The organism is Pseudovibrio sp. Alg231-02, assembly GCF_900143565.1.
GTDB lineage: Bacteria > Pseudomonadota > Alphaproteobacteria > Rhizobiales > Stappiaceae > Pseudovibrio.
The window spans coordinates 88838-110140 of sequence record NZ_FREX01000010.1; the positions used below are offsets into that span (position 1 = coordinate 88838).

A 21303-nucleotide genomic window follows, 5' to 3' on the forward strand; every position below is an offset into this window, starting at 1 on the left:
TGTGAACGCCAAAAAACTTGAGTTTCATGGGATAGCTGCAGTCATCACCTTGCTTGGTCCAATGCATTTCTAACAACAGCACGCACTGCATAGAATGCATCTCATCTGTGAGTAGATGAGTGCTACGCCTCAACTTGGATGGCGACCTTTTCACTAGCCAAAGCCTGTGGTTCAAAACACATTCTTTGATGAGCTCATTAATGCTTCATATTGAATTGAAGAGAGTGGCAACCGGCCAATCGATACGTTGCCGCCCACACTGAGCTTAAATGAAACATAACAGCGCCAACACAAAAGCGAACCATCAGAAACTATGTAGCCAAGCGAAACATCCACCAGGCTAAAACAGCGTCATCCAATAACCATAGACATCTCGGCAGTCTTCCCCATAAGAACAATCAAACTCTTCGCATCTGTTGTTAAGGTAACTCCATAACTCTTTGCTATTTTGTCTCGCTCTTTCTCATAGGTATCCTGAAATCGCTCAACTTGCTTTTGGAGCGCGGTCACCTGGGCAATCTTCTTCTCAGCGGCATCATAACCTTTGTTCGCAGTATCTAAATGCTGGCGAAGTTTTTGATACTTTTCAACGCCAATGAGCTTTTTCTTGTCTCCACCAGCTTCAGCTTCCAAAGTTTTCATTCCCTTGGTGATTTGCTCCACCAAATTATGTGCCTTGATATAGTCGTCCTGCGCTTTCGCAAGAGATTTGAGGGCTTTCTGACCTGTTTCAATATCAGCAGTAATTTTCTTTAGCTTCGGTTCATCCTCGACGAGTTTCATGTAGGCCTTTTCGACAGCCGCTTTATCATTCGTCAACTTGCCGTATTTAGCGACATCTTTAGCCGGGAGCTTATGTTTCTTTTCCATTTCTTTCTGGAAAGCAGACACACCGCTCAAGAACTCTTTGACATTCTTATATTTTTTGAGAGCCTTTGGCATTTATTCCTCCAACTGTTTTGCCATGACAGCACAAACGCAGCGAGAAACTACCTGATATCGACCCTGCGAAAAATTACGAGGTCTCACCTTGGTAAAAAATTCTTAGAGCAATTCGGAAAGATTAGCATAAACCATGCCTGATAAAACACTCACTTGAAACTGAAAAACCGGGAACTCTCGTCCCCGGCTTCAAATTCCAAAAACTTACTGGTGCTTTAGATGACCCAGGTATTGTCCGAGCCAATATAGCCATCTTTAAGCAGGCGGTCGACGATCTCATCAGCCAGAGCCTCAACAGTGCGCCCTGCAGTTTTCAGATGCAGTTCCGGAGCCTCAGGGGCTTCATAAGCACTATCTATCCCGGTAAAGTTGGAAATCTCACCTTTCCGGGCTTTGGCATAAAGTCCCTTAGGGTCACGTGTTTCACACTCTTCTAGAGTTGTATCGACAAAGATTTCAAAGAACTCGTCCGTATTCAGCAAATCACGAGCAAGCTGACGTTCAGCCTTAAATGGCGAGATAAAGGAAACCAGCGTGATCAACCCTGCGTCCACAAAGAGTCTTGATGTCTCAGCAACTCGGCGGATGTTTTCAACGCGATCAGCATCGGTAAATCCAAGATCTTTATTCAGACCATGACGAACATTATCGCCATCAAGCAGATAGGTATGCCGTCCAAGGCTCAGGAGCTTCTGTTCCACCGCATTCGCGATGGTCGACTTCCCTGAACCTGAAAGCCCTGTAAACCAGAGAACTGCAGGCTTCTGCCCTTTAAGACCGCCACGCGCTTTCTTGTTCACATCCAGGGCTTGGCGATGAACGTTAGTTGCCCGTCGCAATCCAAACCAGATCAGACCAGCAGCAACAGTCTCATTCGTCATTCTGTCGATGAGAATAAAGCTGCCAGTATCCCGGTTTGCTTCATATGGGTCGAACGCAATTGCTTCAGAAAGCGCCAAATTACAAAATGCAATCTCATTAAGAGCCAGCTGCTTTGCCGCATGATGATCAAACGTGTTCACATCTACCTTGTGTTTGATCTCAGTAACACTTGCCCCGATGGTTTTAGTACCACACTTCAAAAGGTAGGGACGCCCCGGCAACATTGCATTTTCAGACATCCAGATCAGATGAGCGGCAAACTGGTCACTTACATCAGGTCGTGAGTGCGCTGGCGCCAGAACATCGCCACGAGAAATATCGATCTCATCGGCTAAGGTCAGAGTAACCGACTGACCATCATCAGCTCGCAGCTGATCACCATCCATGGTGACAATCTTTTCAACGCGACTGGTTTTGCCAGATTGAGCAACGACAACTTCATCACCCACATTAACAGATCCGCCACGAACAGTGCCGCTATATCCGCGAAAATCCAGATTTGGACGGTTCACCCACTGAACTGGAAAACGGAACGCTGCTTCACTGTGCTCTTCACCAAGTTCAACATTTTCAAGGTGTTCAAGCAAAGTCGGACCAGTAAACCAACTGAGCTTCTCGCTATTGGTGGTTACATTGTCACCAAAACGCGCTGAAAGCGGAATGACTTCGCTACTGTCAAAATCAAAACCAGATGAGAAGCTCTCAAAGTCCGCTTTGATTTCATCAAACCGCTTTTGGTCATAGTCAACAAGGTCAATCTTGTTGACCGCCAGAACCACATGACGCACGCCCAACAAAGATGCAATAAATGCATGACGACGTGTCTGCGTTAGCAGTCCATTGCGCGCATCAACCAACAAAATTGCAAGATCTGCCGTTGACGCCCCGGTCGCCATGTTCCGCGTATACTGTTCATGCCCAGGTGTATCAGCAACAATAAACTTCCGTTTTTCAGTCGAGAAAAAGCGGTAAGCAACATCAATCGTGATCCCCTGCTCCCGCTCAGCCTCAAGGCCATCAACGAGCAACGCAAGATCAATTTCATCTGCAACAGTTCCGTGCTTGCGGCTATCTTTCTCAAGCGCTGCCAGCTGATCCTCAAAAATCAGCTTGGTGTCGTAGAGCAAGCGACCAATAAGCGTGGACTTTCCATCATCGACACTGCCGCAAGTCAAAAACCGCAGGAAACTTTTGGACTCTTGTGAGTTGATATAGGTGGACAGATCAAATGCTTCTGCCACTGGCGCGATCTTGTTCATTTAGAAATACCCCTCACGCTTCTTCTTTTCCATTGAGCCGGAGCTGTCATGATCAATCAGGCGACCACTACGTTCAGATGTGCGTGCAATGAGCATCTCACTCACAATATCTTCAAGAGTGTCAGCAGTGGATTCCACAGCCCCTGTCAGCGGATAACATCCAAGAGTTCTGAAACGAACATCCCGTTGCTCAACTTTCTCACCTGGTTCCAGACGAAAGCGATCATCATCCAGCATCAATAAAGTGCCATCCCGCTCAACCACGGGTCGCTTGGCAGAGAAGTAGAGAGGTACAATTTCGATGCCTTCAGCCAGAATGTACTGCCAGATGTCCAGCTCAGTCCAATTGGAGAGCGGGAATGCGCGAATAGATTCACCTTTGGCAATCCGACCGTTATAAAGTGACCACAGTTCCGGGCGCTGGTTCTTAGGATCCCAACCATGGCTCGCAGAACGGAACGAAAAAACGCGTTCTTTTGCGCGCGATTTTTCTTCATCACGCCGCGCACCACCGAAAGCTGCATCAAATTTGTATTGCGTAAGCGCTTCTTTCAGCGCTTCCGTTTTCATGATGTGCGTATAATTGGAGCTGCCGTGATCAAATGGATTAATGTTGTTTTTGACGCCTTCTTCGTTCGTGTGAACGATCAGATCCAGTCCATACTTATCTACCGTGTAATCACGGAAAGTGATCATCTCCTGAAACTTCCACGTGGTATCCACGTGCAGTAGAGGAAATGGAGGCTTGGAAGGATAGAAGGCTTTAAGAGCAAGGTGCAGCATCACCGCGCTGTCTTTACCAATGGAGTAAAGCATCACAGGGTTGTCAAACTCTGCCGCTACCTCGCGAATAATATGAATGCTCTCGTTTTCTAGTCGTCGCAAATGCGACTGGCTATCAATGCCCATCACGGTCTCCAAAGGACGTGTCGTTAAGTCTTGATCCAGAGTTTAACGGTTGAGCATTGATGCGCCGAAGCTTACCAACCCGACCTTAAGCCATAATGGGAAATAATTTTTTCGTCTGCGACCGCAAGGAAGCAAGGATTTGCGAAAGGCTTGCCTTGAGGCGTTTCCAGCTTGCCATATTCAAGTGGCTCTCCGCCTTCCACTATAACGCTTCCCCCAGCTGCACACAGAATTGCCTGTCCAGCAGCTGTGTCCCACTCCATCGTTGGCCCCATGCGTGGATAGAAATCTGCCTTACCCTCCGCAAGACGACAAAATTTCAAAGAAGAACCCGCGGCTATAATTGAAGAGTTCTCTAGCTTTGAAATGAGGGTATTGGTTTTCTCACAGCGATGCGAACGACTTGCCAGAACTAACAGTTCCTCAGAAACCGCCTTACAACTCATTTGAGATTCATCACCCCACTCAAGACCCTTTGCATCAGCACGAAAGGCACCTTTGTTATCTTCTCCCCAAAATAACTCACCAGTTGCAGGGGCATAAATAACTCCTTTTGTCGGTTTGCCGTTCTCAATCAAAGCAATATTGACAGTGAACTCTCCGTTCCTGTTGATGAATTCCTTCGTACCATCAAGTGGGTCAACAAGAATGAAACAAGAACCTGTTTCAGGCATGACCCCGGCCTCCATAGATTCTTCAGCGATGACTGGTATCTGAGGACACAAAACAGCTAGATGTTTCAGAATTATCTCCTCCGCCTGCTGGTCAGCAACCGTGACCGGTGACCCGTCTCCCTTTTTTTTTGACTGAACGTCCTCTCCATAAATCCCCAGAATTCGTTGTCCGGCTTCCAATGCCGCAAGCTTAAAACCTTCAATCACAATTATACCTCTGATTGCATCTTGTTCATTCGGAAGTAACTTTTAGAACAGCATGTTCTGGAGAAACAAGAGAGCTTCACAATTTCGCGATAATTGACTGCGAATGAACATCTCTAAAGAATGAGTAATTCAAATTTCGGGCAATCGAAGCATTATGTCCTAGGACAAATTCATTTGGTACCATTGACGAGCCTAATTCGCTGCAGATAAGTGCTAAGAAAATGACTGTTTCGATCTCCTTGACCTAAGGAATTCAAATATATGACACGTGCGATACGAAAAGCTGTTCTCCCGGTTGCAGGTCTGGGCACCCGCTTCCTTCCTGCAACAAAAGCCGTTCCAAAAGAAATGCTGACCATTCTGGATCGGCCTATCATCCAATACGTGGTTGATGAAGCTCGCACTGCCGGGATTGAGCACATCGTATTTGTAACAGGCAGAAACAAGCAGGTGATCGAAGATCACTTCGATATTGCTTACGAGCTGGAAGAAACTCTGCGTCGCAGAAACAAAGACCATGCGTTGGAACTTCTTGAAAAGATCCGCCCTTCCGCAGGTACAACCAGTTTCACCCGTCAGCAGGAACCTCTCGGCCTGGGGCATGCGATCTGGTGTGCACGCGACATCATCGGCAATGAACCTTTCGCTATTTTGCTGCCAGACATGCTGATGAAAGCACCGAAAGGCTGCCTCTCACAAATGGTAGAGGCCTATGAGAACCATGGCGGCAACATCATCTCAGTTGAGGAAGTGCCGTGGGATCAGACACACAAATACGGCATTGTCGAGCGGGGTGCTCCACGCACTGACGACACCTTCTCCATCACAGGTATGGTTGAGAAGCCAGCAGAGGGGACTGCACCATCTAATCTCTACATCAATGGCCGTTATATCCTGCAGCCAGAGATTTTTGGGCTTCTCGAAAAACAGAGCACCGGTGCCGGTGGTGAAATCCAGCTCACCGATGCCATGCTCACACTGATGGGCCAGCAGGACTTCCACGGCGTCGAATTCCGTGGAGAAACATACGACTGTGGTTCTCGCTCAGGGTTCTTATCGGCAAATGTCGCTTATGCATTGGATGATTCGGAGCTGGCTGCTCAGCTACGCCCAATGCTGGACAAGCTTCTTGTAAAAACCAGCTGAGTATCGGGAAACGTGAAATGGAAAAAGTACTTGTAACAGGCACTGCCGGCTTTATCGGCAACGCTGTAGCCCTCCGTCTGTTACAAAATGGCTATCATGTCATCGGCCTGGATTGTGTCACAGACTACTATGATGTGACGCTGAAGGAAGAGCGACTGAAACGCCTCACATCCTCTAACCATTTCACAGAGGAACGGATTAGGCTTGAAGATGCAGAAGCTGTTATGCGCATCTTCAAGCAACATGCACCGTCAAAGATCATTCACCTTGCTGCTCAAGCAGGTGTGCGCTACTCGCTGGAAAGCCCTCAATCTTATGTCGATGCAAACGTCACTGGCTTTTTATCTATACTGGAAGGCGCTCGCGCGCATAATGTAAAGCATCTGGTCTATGCTTCCACCAGCTCTGTCTACGGGCTAGATGAAACGATGCCGTTGTCGACACATCGCGGTGGCAATCATCCGGTTTCATTTTATGCTGCGACTAAAAAAGCCAACGAGGCCATGGCCCATTCCTATGCACACCTCTTTGACATCCCTTGCACCGGCCTACGGTTCTTCACCGTGTACGGTCCTTGGGGGCGCCCAGATATGGCTCTGTTCAAGTTCACCAAAGCTATATTAGAGGGTAAACCTGTCCCTCTGTTCAACCACGGCAATATGATCCGCGATTTCACATACGTGGATGATATTGTGGAAGGTATTGTGCGGGTTGCAAACCTTCCGCCAAAACGTACGGATGATTGGGATGGAAAAGCAGCTGATCCAGCGACCTCCAGCGCACCGTATCAGGTCTTCAACATCGGCAACAGCGATCCGGTTCAGCTAATGGACTATCTTGCCGCCATCGAAGACGCGCTGGGCATGACCGCAAAGAAAGAGTTCTTACCATTCCAGCCTGGAGACGTTGCAGCCACCTTCGCTGATGTTACGGATCTGATTGAGACAACGGGCTTCAAACCGCAAACCTCCGTAAAGGCAGGGGTTGCAAACTTCGTCAAATGGTATCGGGATTACTACAATGTGTAGGACATCCCAAGGTGCCATTTTATGGAAGAAATCGTCTCAGTTGTCGGGCTTGGCTATGTAGGCTTGCCTGTTGCTTGTGCGTTAGCGCATGCAGGTATCAAAACCATTGGTTACGACATAGATCGTCACCGGGTCCAAGAGCTTCTCGAGGGAAATGACAGAACTGCATCTGTCAGCAAGACGGCTCTTTCTTCCAAAAACCTAACGCTCACGTATTCCGCGCCTGATATCAGACAGGCGCGGATCCACATTGTTGCAGTCCCCACTCCAATAAACATCTCCAAACGCCCTGATCTCGGCCCAATCAAAAAAGCCTCCAAAATCGTTGGGGCCTTCATGAAGCCCAACGACATCGTAGTGTTCGAATCTACAGTCTATCCCGGCGCCACCGAAGAGATCGCGATCCCCCTTTTGCAACGAGAATCCGGCCTGCGATTTCAGAAGGATTTCCAGATTGGATACTCACCTGAACGGATCAATCCCGGCGATAAAAAACATACACTTTCGAATCTGCTCAAAATCGTTTCAGCCAGTTCAGAGGATGCACTTGAAACACTGGCCGAGCTGTACGGAAAGATCGTCAAAGCAGGTGTTTACAAAGCCTCATCCATTAAAGTCGCTGAAGCTGCAAAGGTCATTGAAAATACACAGCGTGATTTGAATATAGCGCTTATGAATGAGCTCTCCATGCTATTTCATGCCATGGATATCGATACTCGCGATGTTCTGGAAGGTGCTTCAACCAAATGGAACTTCCTGCCATTTCATCCCGGTTTGGTCGGCGGACACTGTATCGGCGTTGACCCTTACTACCTGACAGATAAAGCGCACCAGCTTGGTTTCTCCCCTCAGGTCATCCTTGCAGGACGAGGAACCAATGAAAGTATGAGTAGATTCATTGCAACAGAAGTCATTCAGGGGTGCGTAAAACTTGCACGCCCTATGCCACCTCGCATTGCCATTTTAGGCATCACATACAAGGCAGACGTGCCTGATACGCGAAATTCCAAAGTAATCGACCTGATTAGAGAACTGGAACGCTTCGGTGCCCATATCTTCGCTGTTGATCCTTTAGCAGATCCGGAACACACGAAAGATCACTTTGGCGTCGAACTCTACCAGGAAACTCCGCCAGGTGACTGTGATGCAGTTATTCTGGCTGTCCCCCATCATGCTTTCTTCGAAAACGAAGAACCTTGGCATGTGATGGAGCGGTACTTAAGTGCAGAAAAAGTCTTTGTGGCCGATCTTCATGGCCTCTTGGAAAGAGAGAAGACACCAGAACATGTGCTTCTATGGCGCCTATAGAAAAGGCTTGGGCATTCACACGCCCAAGCCTTCGTAGTTTTTATGTTCACTGAACCCTATGACCAAACATAAGGCTCCCTGTCACCACGTGCCCAGTCTTCTTTGGTCTGCTGGCGGAATTCTTCAAATCGACCTTCATCAATCGCATCACGGATGCCCTGCATCAGGTACTGGTAGTAAGCAAGGTTGTTCCAGGTCAACAGCATCGCAGCCAGACCTTCATTCACACGCACCAGATGGTGTAGGTAAGCGCGGGAGTATTTGGAAGTTGCTTCACAGTTGGATTGCTCATCCAACGGGCGCGGATCTTCAGAATGGCGCGCATTCTTCAGGTTCACTTTACCAAATCGGGTATAGGCCAAACCATGACGGCCAGCACGGGTTGGCATCACACAGTCAAACTGATCAATACCACGCGCGACACTTTCCAGAATATCTTCTGGTGTGCCAACACCCATCAGATAACGCGGCTTGTCCTTTGGCATCGCAGGCGTCGTGATCTCCAGCATCTTCAGCATGACGGCCTGAGGCTCACCAACGGCCAGACCACCAACGGAATAACCTTCCATCGGAAGCTCACCAAGCCGCTGAGCAGATTCAACACGCAGATCCGGCACGTCACCGCCCTGAACAATACCGTAAAGGCCCTGCCCCTTTTCTGGGCCGCCCATTTTCTCAAACTGAGCACGGGAGCGTTCAGCCCAACGCAAAGACAATTGCATGGCGCGCTCAACTTCATCCCGCTCAGCAGGAAGAGCAATACACTCATCAAGCTGCATCTGGATATCAGAACCAAGCAGGCCCTGAATTTCGACAGAACGCTCCGGGCTCATGAAATGCTTTGATCCATCATGGTGAGACGAGAAGGTTACGCCTTCTTCTGTCATCTTGCGAAGACCAGACAAGGACATCACCTGGAACCCACCAGAGTCTGTCAGGATCGTGTGATCCCATCCCATAAATTTGTGCAGGCCACCAAGTTTGGCAATCCGCTCAGCAGTCGGGCGCAGCATCAAATGGTATGTGTTACCGAGAACAACATCCGCCCCCAGATCACGCACCTGCTGCGGATACATAGCCTTTACAGTCGCCTGTGTACCAACCGGCATAAACGCAGGTGTACGAACCTTGCCGTGCGGCGTTGTAATTTCACCGCGGCGCGCCATGCCATCTGTTTTCAGCAGCTTGAAGGAAAACGGCTTGGTGCCTTGCTGTGTTTCACGAGATGTTTCGGTCATTTGGAAGCCTTCTTGAACAGCAGCGAGCTGTCTCCATAACTGTAAAAACGGTAGCCAGTGCTGATCGCATGCTCATAAGCAGCGCGCATTTCGTCCATACCACTCAGCGCACTCACAAGCATAAACAGCGTTGAGCGCGGTAAATGGAAGTTGGTCATCAGCGCATCAATGGCTTTGAACTGATAGCCCGGCGTAATGAAAATGTCGGTGCTCTGAGAAATCGGGTTAATCACGCCGTCCTCAGAAACTGAGCTCTCAAGAATGCGCAGTGAAGTTGTACCAACAGAAACAATCTTGTTGCCACGGGCACGAACAGCGTTGAGCGCTGCAGCTGTCTCACCGCTGATCTCGCCATACTCAAAGTGCATTTTATGGTCTTCAGTCTTGTCGGCTTTGACTGGCAAAAACGTGCCAGCGCCCACATGAAGCGTCACGAAGTGTTTCTCAACACCGCGCTCTTCAAGGGCAGCAAACAGCTGGTCCGTAAAATGCAAGCCAGCAGTGGGTGCAGCAACAGCACCCTCATATTTTGCGTAGATGGTTTGATAGTCTTTGCGATCCTGATCGTCTTCTGCACGTTTGGCTGCAATGTATGGCGGCAACGGAATGTGCCCCACCTGCGCAATCGCAGCATCCAACTCACCGGCAGAACGGTCAAACTCAAACAGAATGTCACCAGCCTCGGATTTCTCAGTCACAACAGCAGAAAACTCTGCAGTATCTTTACTTTCCTCATCAAAAGCAAAACGAACAGTATCGCCAACTTTCAGTTTCTTAGCTGGACGAACAAAGGCACGCCATTCCTTCGCGCTGGCACGCTGGTGCAATGTCACACCAACTTTTGCCGTCACGCCATCACGCGAGCGGAAGCCAAGCAGCTGTGCCGGAATAACTTTTGTATCATTAAAGACGAGCGCATCACCCGGCTCTAAAAGATCAGGCAGAGACAGCACCTGATCATCTGTCAGCAGTTGCTCACCATCAGGACGCACCACCAACATCCGAGAACTATCACGCGGAACTGCCGGGCGGAGCGCAATGTTTTCCGGTGGCAGATCAAAATCAAAATCATCAACCAGCATAGGGTATCCAGTTTTACAAAACAGCAAATCAGCGCCGCACAGTATGTGGTCGCCATCTCCGTGCTGTCTTATTGGAATTATTGCCAAATCCGTTTGTATTCTGCAGGCCTTGCTGTCACCTGTCCCGCAGTCAAACGATTGAAGCCAGAGGGAGATACCTCCTGACGCGATTTAGGTCAACCTGTTTAGAAGAGCGCTGCGTCCATTTGCATGGCCCCAACAAAAAGGCCCGGCAAATTGCCGAGCCTTTTGTAATTCACAGTGCGTTCGCTATTAAGCGTCCGCAGCAACCTTCAAAGAGACAATCTTATCTGGGTTGGAAACAGGCTCACCACGTTTGATCTTGTCAACGTTGTCCATACCTTCAACAACCTGACCCCATGCGGTGTACTGACCGTCGAGCCAGGATGCATCGCCGAAGCAGATGAAGAACTGGCTGTCGCCGGAGTTTGGATCCATAGAGCGAGCCATGGAGCAAGTGCCGCGAACGTGTTTCGCATCATTGAACTCAGCTTTCAGCTTCTTGCCGGAGCCGCCAGTACCTGTGCCCTGAGGGCAGCCGGTCTGAGCCATGAAGCCGTCAATCACACGGTGGAACACGATGCCGTCATAAAAGCCTTCACGTGCGAGCTCTTTAATACGAGCAACGTGGTTAGGTGCCAGGTCAGGACGCAGTTCAATAACAACGTTACCCTGAGTGGTTTCCAGCAGCAGTGTGTTTTCTGGATCTTTGATATCAGCCACGGGACTGTCCTTTATCTTAGAATAAGTCTGAGTGCAGACATAGCCTCTACTTGGCGTCTGCCGCAACCTGCATTTTGATGATCTTATCAGGGTTACGAACAGGTTCGCCGCGTTTGATCTTGTCTACAGCGTCCATTCCGGAAACCACGTCACCAAATACGGTGTACTGACCATCAAGCCAGGACCCATCATTGAACATGATGAAGAACTGAGAGTTCGCACTGTTCGGGCTGCGGGAACGTGCCATGCCAAGAGTACCACGCTTGAATGGAGCCTTGGAGAACTCAGCCTTCAGGTCAGGCATTTCAGAGCCGCCTATGCCTGTGCCGGTTGGGTCGCCAGTCTGCGCCATGAAGCCATCAATCACACGATGGAATACGATGCCATCATAAAAGCCTTCACGTGTAAGCTGTTTAATACGCTTCACATGCTCAGGTGCAAGATCAGGACGCAGCGCAATTTCAACGCGTCCGTCTTTTAGGTCCAGATAAATCGTGTTTTCAAGATCTTTCGCGCTGGCAGTGAATGGCATCATAAATGCGCCCACAACCATCGCACATGCTGTCAGGATACGTAGCAAGATTTCTGTCCTTGTCTTAGCCAAGGCGTACCTCTCAAACTCCCAATTGGCTTTCGAAAAGAGATACGCACACAAAACAAAATTTAGCGGGTGTTATGTGATTGCACATAAACGCGACGCGCTAAAAAAGTCTAACCCTATCAAATAGGCAGTCTTTTCTGTTGCGTTGTTTTTAAGCAATCTCAAAGCGCTTTTTAAGCGCAGCCTCAACACACTTGGGGACAAACGAACTGTAATCTCCCCCCATCTTTGCAATCTGGCGCACCAGTGTAGCCGTAATGGGGCGCATCACTGGTGAGCTTGGAAAAAATACGGTCTTGATGTCAGGTGCCATCGCCCCATTCATTCCAGCCATCTGCATTTCATAATTGAGATCAGTCGAGTCTCGGAGTCCACGCACCAGAATGTTAGAGCCATGCTCTCGCGCTGCATCCACTACCAGCCCAGTAAAGGAGACTGTACGAATACGAGCAGCATTTTCTGCACCAAACTGCTCTTCACAAGCAAGGCGGATCAACTCCACACGTTCTTCAAAGGAAAACAACGGAGCCTTGGAAGCCTGAATGCCAATAGCTACAATTACCTCATCAGCCAAAACCAATGATTGCTCCAGAATGTCCAGATGACCGTGTGTCATAGGATCAAATGACCCCGGATAAAGTGCAATGCGCTTCATATAATCTCTCGCGTCACAAATGCCTCTCCCCATAAGCATCATAAATGACACTTACCTTTTGGGCTTTGGCGAGATTGAACCCATTTTATCCATGCGTTTCAAGCTATTTCTGACAATTAGGCCATACCATATAGGACAGATCATGCAGAATTGGATCGATAGTTGGATCTACCCAAGACGTGCTTCTAGAAAAGCACAATGAAAGTCGCAAAATCCAAATCACTCATAAAATTGCAATTCCCTCTCTCAGAATGAAATAACCAGAAACAAAAAAGGCGGAGCACATGCCCCGCCTTTTTTCTAGAATCTACATCACTTACTCAGTGCTTGGCGCTTCACCACCGTCACCCTCAGGTGTCGGAGCAGCGCTCTCTGCGTCTGCTCCTTCGGTGTCTGCACCGGTCTCGACGGCGCCTTCTACGTCAGCGTTTTCATCGTCATCAGCTTCGCTAATGCGCTCCACTGCAACAACTTGCTCTTCAGCAGAGGTATTGAACACGGTCACACCTTGTGTCGAACGACCTGCAATGCGGATGCCGTTAACCGGGCAACGGATCAGCTGTCCACCATCGGTCACCAGCATAATCTCGTCGCTGTCCTCACTACGGAAAGACGCAACCAGGCGGCCATTACGATCATTCACCGTCATCGCCGCGATACCCTTACCGCCACGACCGGTAGTGCGGTACTCGTACGAGCTTGTGCGCTTGCCATAACCCTTTTCAGAAACAGTAAGAATGACTTCTTCACTCTCGTCCATCTCTTTAAAGCGTTCTTCGGAGATGCCAGCGTCCTCAAAGGACACATTATCTTCTGCTTCCTCACCGCGCATTGCACGGGAAAGCTTCAGATAAGCCGTCCGCTCTTCGGAATCGCACTCAAAGTGACCAAGGATCGTCATAGAGATGACGTGATCACTCTCAGCAAGGTTGATCCCCCGAACACCAACGGAGTTACGGCCAGAGAACACACGAACATCCGTTGCCGGGAAGCGAATACACATCCCCGATGAGGTCGTCAGCAGAACGTCATCATCTTCCGTCGAAGTCATAACGTTGACGATGCCATCGCCCTCTTCCAACTTCATGGCGATCTTGCCGTTTTTGTTGATCTGAGCGAAGTCTGAAAGCTTGTTCCGGCGGATGGTTCCACGCTTGGTCGCAAACATCACGTCCAGTTCAGCCCACGTTTCCTCGTTCTCAGGAAGCGGCAAAATAGATGTGATGCGTTCACCCTGCTCCAGAGGAAGCATATTGACCAAAGCATTACCACGTGCCTGAGGGCTGGCCAGAGGCAAGCGCCAGACTTTCATCTTGTAAGCGATACCGCGTGAAGAGAAGAACAGAACCGGCGTATGAGTATTGGCAACGAACAGACGGGTTACAAAGTCTTCGTCTTTCGTCCGCATGCCAGACCGGCCCTTACCGCCACGACGCTGTGCACGATAGGTGTCCAGAGGAACGCGTTTGATGTAACCGGTATGAGATACAGTCACGACCATATCTTCACGCTGGATCAGATCTTCATCATCCAGATCTCCACCACCATCGGTAATTTCTGTCCGGCGCGGTGTCGCAAACTCATCACGTACTTCTTCAAGCTCGGTACGAACGATGTGAAGAATACGCTCACGGCTACGCAGAATATCAAGATAATCCTTGATCTCCGTCGCCAGTTTGTCGAGTTCATCGCCAATCTCGTCACGACCCAGAGCAGTCAGACGCTGCAAGCGCAGATCCAGAATGGCGCGAGCCTGATCTTCAGAAAGCTTGAACGTACCATCTTCCTGAATAGCGTAGCGTGGATCATCAATCAGCTGGATCAGCGGCTCGATGTCTTTCGCTGGCCAGTTACGCTCCATCAGCTGACGGCGCGCAGTCGCAGGATCAGGTGCTGTGCGAATAAGATGAATAACATCATCAATGTTGGCAGTCGCAACAGCCAAACCTACGAGAACATGAGCACGATCTCGCGCTTTGTTCAGAAGGAAACGAGTCCGGCGACCAATAACCTCTTCACGGAAAGCAATAAACGCTTTCAGCATATCCTGCAGAGCAAGCTGCTCAGGACGGCCACCATTCAGAGCCACCACATTACAGCCAAAGCTCTGTTGAAGCTGAGAGTAACGATAGAGCTGGTTCAGGATAACATCAGGAACAGCATCACGCTTCAGCTCAATAACAACGCGCATGCCACGACGATCTGATTCGTCGCGAATATCAGAGATGCCCTCAATCCGCTTTTCACGAACAAGCTCTGCGATCTTTTCGATCATAGAGGATTTGTTCACCTGATAAGGGATTTCAGTGACAATCAAAGCCATACGGCCTGAGCGAATTTCTTCCGTCTCAACCCGGCTGCGCATAAGAACGGAACCACGTCCGGTCTCATAAGCTGATTTGATGCCAGCACGGCCAAGAATAATACCACCGGTCGGGAAGTCCGGACCCGGGATAATCTCCATCAGCTCTGGCAGAGTGATTTCAGGGCGCTCGATCATTGCGATCGTGCCATCAATCACTTCACCCATGTTATGCGGCGGAATATTGGTCGCCATACCAACAGCAATACCGCCAGCACCATTTACCAGCAGGTTCGGGTAGCGTGCTGGGAGAACTTCAGGTTCCGTCTCGGAGCCATCGTAGTTCTCATTGAAGTTCACCGTATCTTTGTCGATATCGGAAAGCTGTGTCTGAGCAACTTTTTCGAGGCGACACTCTGTGTAACGCATCGCAGCAGCACGGTCACCATCAACCGAGCCAAAGTTGCCCTGCCCATTAATGAGTGGCAGGCGCATGGAAAAATTCTGCGCCATACGAACAAGAGCATCATAAATCGCACTATCACCATGTGGGTGATATTTACCCATAACGTCACCAACGACGCGGGCGGATTTACGATAGGGCTTGTTCCACTCATATCCGTTTTCATGCATAGAATACAGAATACGGCGGTGAACCGGCTTCAAACCATCACGAACATCGGGAAGCGCACGGCTCACAATCACGCTCATTGCGTAATCGAGATAGCTGCGCTTCATTTCATCTGTGATAGAGACGGGCCGAATGTCGCTAGGTAGGCCACCTGGTGGTGTACTTAAGTCCTGATCTGCCAAGGATTATTCTCATCAATTTTAAGTCAGAATTCCTAGCCTTTATAGCCGATTCAAACCGCAGAACCAAACGCCACAAGCCCTGAAAAGACACCTAATAACAACTACCTTACCCCACGGCCTCATCGACCACTGGTTACTAGGCCTTTCTACACAGTTTCGTTGCTCAAAAGCATCGCTCTTCCTCATAAAAATACTAAGCTATACGCAGGCAGTGCAAAATCCTATCAAACTCTTGCCAAATACAACATTGTCTGGTAGCGCCCTCTCAAGAACCGCAGAAATGCGGGTAAAAGCGCCCAAAGATGGGCTAAACCACATACAAGGTAAAGCGCAATGCTCATTGAGTTCCTCATCAATGCATTTGCCATGCTGTTTGTCACCATCGACCCGATTGGTCTGGCACCAATTTTTCTGGCCGTAACCGCCGGGGCAAGCAGTGTTGAGCGCCGTCAGATCGCGATTAAAGCCATAGTCATTTCTGGCATCACGCTCCTGGCATTTTTCTTTGCCGGACGCCAGCTTCTGGAAGTTCTCGGCATCTCTCAAGCTGCATTTAAGGTTGCGGGCGGCCTTCTGCTCTTCATCATTGCAACTGAGATGGTGTTCGAACATCGCCAAAAGCGTAAAGCTGAAAGTGCGGAAAAGGTTGTCGAACAGGAAGACCTGTCCCAGACAGCAGTGTTCCCGCTGGCAATTCCGCTCATTGCAGGTCCGGCAACTATCTCTGCAATCATCCTGCTCGCCGGTCAGGCACCAGGCTTTGCTGGCCAGATGAGCCTGATCGCAGTCCTTCTGTCTGTGCTCGCACTCAGCTTCTTCGTGTTTCTGCTGGCAGCACGCATCGATAAACTGCTCGGCTCTACAGTCCAGCTCATCATCACCCGTCTTTTTGGTGTGATCCTCGCAGCACTGTCCGTTCAGTTCGTTGCAGACGGCATCTTCTCGTTAATCGAGATGCATTCATAATTCAGGTGAGCGCCCATACCTCTTGTGGGCGCTCTTCTCTCCAAATGAGTTAAAGCTTGCAGTCCCAAATCCCCTTCGTAAAGTCGCCCTTGTATTTTACGGAGGATTCGAATGGCTGCCCACGGCTCAAAAAAAGTGATTTTCGCCGCCCTTGCTGGCAACACACTCATTTCAATCACCAAATTTGCTGCCGCAGCCTATACCGGGTCTGCCGCAATGCTATCCGAAGGCATTCACTCGCTCGTTGACACAGGAAACCAGGGCCTGCTGCTGCTTGGCATGAAGCGCGCTGAAAAACCTGCAGATGAAAAACACCCGTTCGGATATGGCTCAGAAATTTACTTCTGGGCATTTGTCGTCGCCATCATGATTTTCGCCGTTGGTGCAGGAATTTCGCTCTACGAAGGCATTCAGAAAATTCTCAATCCTCACCCGATTGAATCTGCCCTGATCGCTTACATCGTCCTTGGACTCGCAATCATTTTTGAAGGCTGGGCCTGGATGGTCGCCTACAAAGAGTTCAAAAAAACCAAAGGCAAGCGCCCTTTCCTTGCCGCTGTGCGCGACAGCAAAGACCCAACAGTTTTCACAGTGCTTTTCGAAGATACAGCCGCAATGCTTGGCTTGCTCGTCGCACTTGTCGGCATCTACGGCGCTCAAGCTTTGGGCATTGCATGGCTGGACGGAGCAGCCTCTGTCGTAATTGGCCTCATCCTCGCAGGCACAGCATTTGTACTGGCATTGGAAACCAAGGGCCTCCTCATCGGCGAAAGCGCTTCTGACGAACTTGTTGCCTCCGTACGAGAAATTCTACAGGCACCAGCAGCCGTCAAAGGCGTGAATGAAATCCGCACCCTGCACTTGGGCCCAAATGACGTCCTTCTCGCAGCCTCGCTGGATTTCGAAGACGCTCTGACAGCAGGTGCAGTTGAAGAAGTCATCTTCTCACTGGAAGACACGATCAAACGGGCACAACCATTGATCGGACGCGTATTCCTTGAAGTTCAGGCTGCACGCGATCATCAGATTCTTGAGGGCGAGTAGTTTATCCGCCTAGTGACTTACAAATTAGACCCTTAAGAAGCTTACATACTAAGAATTTTGGAGCAGACAATGACCATACTTGTAACAGGCGGCTGCGGATATATTGGAAGCCACATGACGTGGTGTCTTCACGACGCAGGAGAGGATTTTGTCGTCATAGACAATCTGTCCACGGGCTTCGACTGGGCCATCCCGCAAAGCACCAAGCTATACGAAGGCGAAATCACAGACCTTGATCTGCTCCAGACAATCATCCGCAACCACGACATCTCTGCGGTCATTCACTTCGCGGGCTCAATTATCGTCCCAGAATCCGTCTCTAACCCATTGAAATATTATGAGAATAACACAGCAGCTTCACGCACATTAATTGAAGCCTGCGTGAAGAATGGCATCAAGCATTTCATTTTCTCATCAACTGCAGCAGTTTATGGTGATCCAGAAGTTATTCCAGTTTCTGAAGATACCCCTTTAACTCCCTTAAGCCCCTACGGCACTTCAAAGTTGATGACAGAACTTATGTTGCGCGACACGGCCGCCGCCCACGAGTTCAAATACACGGCTCTACGCTATTTTAATGTGGCAGGCGCTGACCCCGAAGGTCGCACTGGCCAATCCACCAAGAACGCGACCCACCTGATCAAAGTGGCCTGCGAAGCTGCCCTCGGTAAGCGCACCCATCTCGGCATTTTTGGCGATGATTTCGACACACCAGATGGGACTGGAGTGCGCGATTACATCCACGTTTCCGACCTCGCAAGCGCACATTACCTCGCCCTAAAACGCCTGCGCGATGGCGGAGATAGCATTATCATGAACGCAGGCTACGGTGACGGCTACTCAGTCCTTCAGGTCATCGATGCTGTGAAAGCCGTATCAGACGTTAATTTTGAGGTGAAAAAAGAACCGCGCCGTGCTGGCGACTCTCCAAAAGTTGTCGCAGACAACTCCAGAATCATGAGCAATCTGGAATGGAAGCCACGCTTTGATGACCTGCCAACAATCGTAAAACATGCGCTGGATTGGGAGAAAAAGCTCCAATTCAAAAACAGTCTTTAGACGCTATTGCGCCGGCTGAACTCCTCAGTCGGCGCACTTTTCTGCGAAGCACTAAACGCTCCATCTATGGGATACGGATAACACGATCTCCGGGCTGAATACCCAATTCAGCCGCGCGCCCAGCCACCACCTCTAAAACATATTGAGCAGGCAAACCGGAAGGGATGATCTCTTCCGAATACGGCACTGTGTTCGCAGCAATGCTTTTAACTTTATAGTCAGACCCGATGAAAATGATATCGAGCGAAGTCGGCGTATTCTTCATCCAGAAGTACTGAAGACCCGACTGCGGGAAAATGAACAGCATCCCCTGATCAGCTGTCAGATCCGTTCGGCCCATCAAGCCTTGGGCCCTGTCATCAGGCGTTTCAGCGACCTCAACTTGGAACTCATGCGTTCCATTGGCACTACGCACTTCAAGAATTTCAGTTCTCATACCTGCAGCAACCGTCGATGTCATACCCAGCAAAACAAAAATGAATGCAATTCGAAGAACCGTCATAAAGCTTAAAACCTCGTTTTCTTTAGCTTTGAGCCAAAGAAAAACCCTTGGCAAGTCACCAAGGGCTTAAAATCAGCAAATATCAGGAATGTGATCTGAAAACGGTAAGACTCTCGTCAGTGAGATGCCGGAATGTGAGTACCACTCCCAACAGGCCGAACTTCCGCAGCCATCTTGCCTTTCGGCCCGTCACCAAAGCGCACCTGCACCTTTTGGCCAGGCCGCAACTCCGTAATACCGAAACGACGTAGCGTTTCCATATGAATGAAGATATCTTCCGTGCCTTCGCCGCGCGTCAGGAAACCAAAGCCCTTGACCCGGTTAAACCACTTTACTTCTGCGTCGATAAAACTACCCTCTGGTGTCACCTGCACGTGCGTCCGAGAAGGTGGCAGCTGAGAAGGATGAACCGCATAACTCTCATCCATGGAAAGAATGCGCATCGCCTGCAATCCGCGCGGACGATTAAGCACCTCGCAAACAACACGCGCACCTTCATACGCCGTCTGATAGCCGTCCCTGCGCAAGCATGTAACATGCAACAAGACGTCAGGCAGATCGTCTTCCGGCTCTACAAAACCATAGCCTTTACCAATATCAAACCACTTGATTGTTCCTGCCACTTGAAGAACATCTAAGGCTGTATCGTCAACCAGGTCCTCGACAGAGCCTAACTGAGGCGCCGTTTTTACCACCATGATGAATGCCCCGAAATTTGCCGCATCTGAAATGTAACGCTCGATCAAAACCGAACACCACTTGATTCCACAAAAAGAATATCATTACGCCCGACGGCAAAAAGGTAAAAAATTAACAAAGAGCTAAATGATCCCCCATTGATTTGGTTAGTGTTGTCCTATCAACACCATTTACCTGAAGTTTGGAGGGGGTATAGCTAACACTACTGAAGATTTTATCCCATGAATCCCCGCGTTACTTTCAAAGTCTCAGCTTGTCATCAGATACACACTATTGCGGAGCATACCTTGCATATTCAGAATTCAGAAATACTAGGCACCCTTCCCTCCTAGCTTTTTTCGCGCTAGCTTCGGCCAACTTCAACCTCTGCTGGTTCCCACTTCACAGAGCCAATCCCATAAAAGAAAGAGTTCGACATGCGTTATCTACACACCATGGTCCGCGTTAAAGATCTTGATGAATCCCTGAAGTTTTATTGCAGTATCTTTGGGCTGGAAGAAGTTCGCCGTCACGAAAGCGAAGCCGGCCGCTTCACGCTTGTCTTCCTGGCTGCGCCTGAAGACAAAGAAAGCTTCAGCGCATCTTCCGCACCAGCACTCGAGCTAACATACAACTGGGATCCGGAAGAGTACGCCGGAGGTCGCAACTTCGGCCACCTCGCCTATGAAGTCGACAATATCTATGAGACCTGCGAAAAGCTTCAAGCCTCTGGGATCACAATCAACCGACCACCACGCGACGGTCGTATGGCATTCATTGTTTCTCCAGATGGAATTTCCATTGAGCTTTTGCAAAAAGGTGGAAGCCTTGAGCCAGCTGAGCCATGGCTCTCCATGGGCAACACCGGCAGCTGGTAATTTCAGCACAAGTATTTCAGCGCCTCAATTTCAATTGAGGCGCTGAAATCTAACAATAATTAAGAAAAGAATAGACCAAATCCATATTTGTGGATTGTTTGAATTATAAAATTTTAAGCACTAGACAATATCCTGCTGAAAACTTATAAGCCTCTTCACAGCGCGCCACATTGCGCAAATGCTGTAGAGTGCGCCCATCGTCTAGCGGTTAGGACGCCGCCCTTTCACGGCGGAAACAGGGGTTCGATTCCCCTTGGGCGTACCAATTCTCTCCTTAAATTTATTTGTTTTGCTAGCATCGCATCTTCATGCGCTGTTTCTCAATTATTTTGAGAGCAAGTACTGACGACACATCTCTGCGAACGAGCTCCCCAATCCTCATAGCC

Annotated in this window: 19 protein-coding genes and 1 tRNA gene; 8 read left to right on the forward strand and 12 right to left on the reverse strand. The window is 49.4% G+C overall.

Translation table 11 applies throughout. The features are described from left to right. Positions 1 to 351: 351 nt before the first annotated feature. The 4 genes from DHN43_RS22120 to cysQ all read right to left on the reverse strand — a co-directional run bounded on the left by DHN43_RS22120 (position 352) and on the right by cysQ (position 4873). The gene (locus DHN43_RS22120; RefSeq protein WP_108820075.1) at positions 352 to 942 is read right to left on the reverse strand and encodes a hypothetical protein; all 591 of its coding nucleotides are present in this window, start codon (positions 940 to 942) and stop codon (positions 352 to 354) included. Between the two features lie 215 nt (positions 943 to 1157). Then, positions 1158 to 3083, reverse strand: a complete 1926-nt coding sequence (gene cysN, locus DHN43_RS22125) for a sulfate adenylyltransferase subunit CysN (RefSeq protein ID WP_108820076.1) — start codon at positions 3081 to 3083, stop codon at positions 1158 to 1160. After that, positions 3084 to 3992, reverse strand: a complete 909-nt coding sequence (gene cysD, locus DHN43_RS22130; RefSeq protein WP_057466276.1) for a sulfate adenylyltransferase subunit CysD — start codon at positions 3990 to 3992, stop codon at positions 3084 to 3086. Positions 3993 to 4063: 71 nt separating this feature from the next. Further along, positions 4064 to 4873 carry a 3'(2'),5'-bisphosphate nucleotidase CysQ gene (gene cysQ, locus DHN43_RS22135; protein WP_108820077.1) on the reverse strand — a complete coding sequence of 270 codons (810 nt, stop codon included), beginning with the start codon at positions 4871 to 4873 and terminating at the stop codon, positions 4064 to 4066. 261 nt (positions 4874 to 5134) lie between these two features. Here cysQ and galU point away from each other — a divergent pair, with 261 nt between their 5' ends. From galU to DHN43_RS22150, 3 genes are read left to right on the forward strand one after another with little or no spacing between them, the layout of a single operon-like run. Continuing rightward, positions 5135 to 6019 (forward strand): UTP--glucose-1-phosphate uridylyltransferase GalU, encoded by an 885-nt coding sequence (gene galU / locus DHN43_RS22140; RefSeq protein ID WP_108820078.1) that lies wholly within the window; start codon positions 5135 to 5137, stop codon positions 6017 to 6019. 17 nt (positions 6020 to 6036) lie between these two features. Beyond that, positions 6037 to 7047 (forward strand): NAD-dependent epimerase, encoded by a 1011-nt coding sequence (locus tag DHN43_RS22145; RefSeq protein WP_108820079.1) that lies wholly within the window; start codon positions 6037 to 6039, stop codon positions 7045 to 7047. 21 nt (positions 7048 to 7068) lie between these two features. After that, complete coding sequence (locus DHN43_RS22150; RefSeq protein WP_108820080.1) at positions 7069 to 8355, forward strand: nucleotide sugar dehydrogenase; 1287 nt, start codon at positions 7069 to 7071, stop codon at positions 8353 to 8355. A gap of 56 nt (positions 8356 to 8411) precedes the next feature. On the opposite strand, the gene tgt is transcribed toward DHN43_RS22150, so the two are convergent. The 6 genes from tgt to gyrA form a co-directional block, all read right to left on the reverse strand. Next, the gene (gene tgt, locus DHN43_RS22155; protein ID WP_108820081.1) at positions 8412 to 9593 is read right to left on the reverse strand and encodes a tRNA guanosine(34) transglycosylase Tgt; all 1182 of its coding nucleotides are present in this window, start codon (positions 9591 to 9593) and stop codon (positions 8412 to 8414) included. Continuing rightward, positions 9590 to 10675, reverse strand: a complete 1086-nt coding sequence (queA, locus tag DHN43_RS22160; protein WP_108820082.1) for a tRNA preQ1(34) S-adenosylmethionine ribosyltransferase-isomerase QueA — start codon at positions 10673 to 10675, stop codon at positions 9590 to 9592. The genes tgt and queA overlap by 4 nt, the downstream gene beginning before the upstream one ends. Before the next feature lie 273 nt (positions 10676 to 10948). Beyond that, entirely contained in the window at positions 10949 to 11410 is a 462-nt protein-coding gene (locus DHN43_RS22165) for a peptidylprolyl isomerase (protein ID WP_093521872.1), read from the reverse strand. 55 nt (positions 11411 to 11465) lie between these two features. Beyond that, on the reverse strand, positions 11466 to 11972 hold the full coding sequence (locus DHN43_RS22170; RefSeq protein ID WP_108820152.1) for a peptidylprolyl isomerase: 507 nt from the start codon (positions 11970 to 11972) through the stop codon (positions 11466 to 11468). Positions 11973 to 12171: 199 nt separating this feature from the next. Then, on the reverse strand, positions 12172 to 12675 hold the full coding sequence (gene coaD, locus DHN43_RS22175) for a pantetheine-phosphate adenylyltransferase (RefSeq protein ID WP_063296938.1): 504 nt from the start codon (positions 12673 to 12675) through the stop codon (positions 12172 to 12174). A gap of 316 nt (positions 12676 to 12991) precedes the next feature. Then, the gene (gyrA, locus tag DHN43_RS22180; protein ID WP_373456212.1) at positions 12992 to 15715 is read right to left on the reverse strand and encodes a DNA gyrase subunit A; all 2724 of its coding nucleotides are present in this window, start codon (positions 15713 to 15715) and stop codon (positions 12992 to 12994) included. Between the two features lie 408 nt (positions 15716 to 16123). Between gyrA and DHN43_RS22185 the strand changes: the two genes are divergently transcribed. The 3 genes from DHN43_RS22185 to galE all read left to right on the forward strand — a co-directional run bounded on the left by DHN43_RS22185 (position 16124) and on the right by galE (position 18859). Continuing rightward, entirely contained in the window at positions 16124 to 16756 is a 633-nt protein-coding gene (locus DHN43_RS22185) for a MarC family protein (protein WP_057466267.1), read from the forward strand. Positions 16757 to 16867: 111 nt separating this feature from the next. Next, positions 16868 to 17800: a cation diffusion facilitator family transporter gene (locus tag DHN43_RS22190; protein ID WP_093521706.1), complete on the forward strand. Its 933-nt coding sequence runs from the start codon at positions 16868 to 16870 to the stop codon at positions 17798 to 17800. Between the two features lie 69 nt (positions 17801 to 17869). Further along, on the forward strand, positions 17870 to 18859 hold the full coding sequence (gene galE / locus DHN43_RS22195) for a UDP-glucose 4-epimerase GalE (RefSeq protein ID WP_108820083.1): 990 nt from the start codon (positions 17870 to 17872) through the stop codon (positions 18857 to 18859). A gap of 64 nt (positions 18860 to 18923) precedes the next feature. Here the strand turns inward: galE and DHN43_RS22200 are convergent, their stop codons facing one another. Together DHN43_RS22200 and DHN43_RS22205 are read right to left on the reverse strand one after the other, a co-directional pair. After that, the gene (locus DHN43_RS22200) at positions 18924 to 19361 is read right to left on the reverse strand and encodes a DUF192 domain-containing protein (protein ID WP_084407853.1); all 438 of its coding nucleotides are present in this window, start codon (positions 19359 to 19361) and stop codon (positions 18924 to 18926) included. A gap of 116 nt (positions 19362 to 19477) precedes the next feature. Next, on the reverse strand, positions 19478 to 20059 hold the full coding sequence (locus DHN43_RS22205; RefSeq protein ID WP_057466310.1) for a cold-shock protein: 582 nt from the start codon (positions 20057 to 20059) through the stop codon (positions 19478 to 19480). 417 nt (positions 20060 to 20476) lie between these two features. Between DHN43_RS22205 and DHN43_RS22210 the strand changes: the two genes are divergently transcribed. Continuing rightward, a complete protein-coding gene (locus DHN43_RS22210) occupies positions 20477 to 20917 on the forward strand; it encodes a VOC family protein (RefSeq protein WP_057466264.1) in 441 nt (146 codons plus the stop codon). Positions 20918 to 21107: 190 nt separating this feature from the next. Beyond that, positions 21108 to 21182 (forward strand) — tRNA-Glu (locus DHN43_RS22215). Positions 21183 to 21303: the final 121 nt, after the last annotated feature.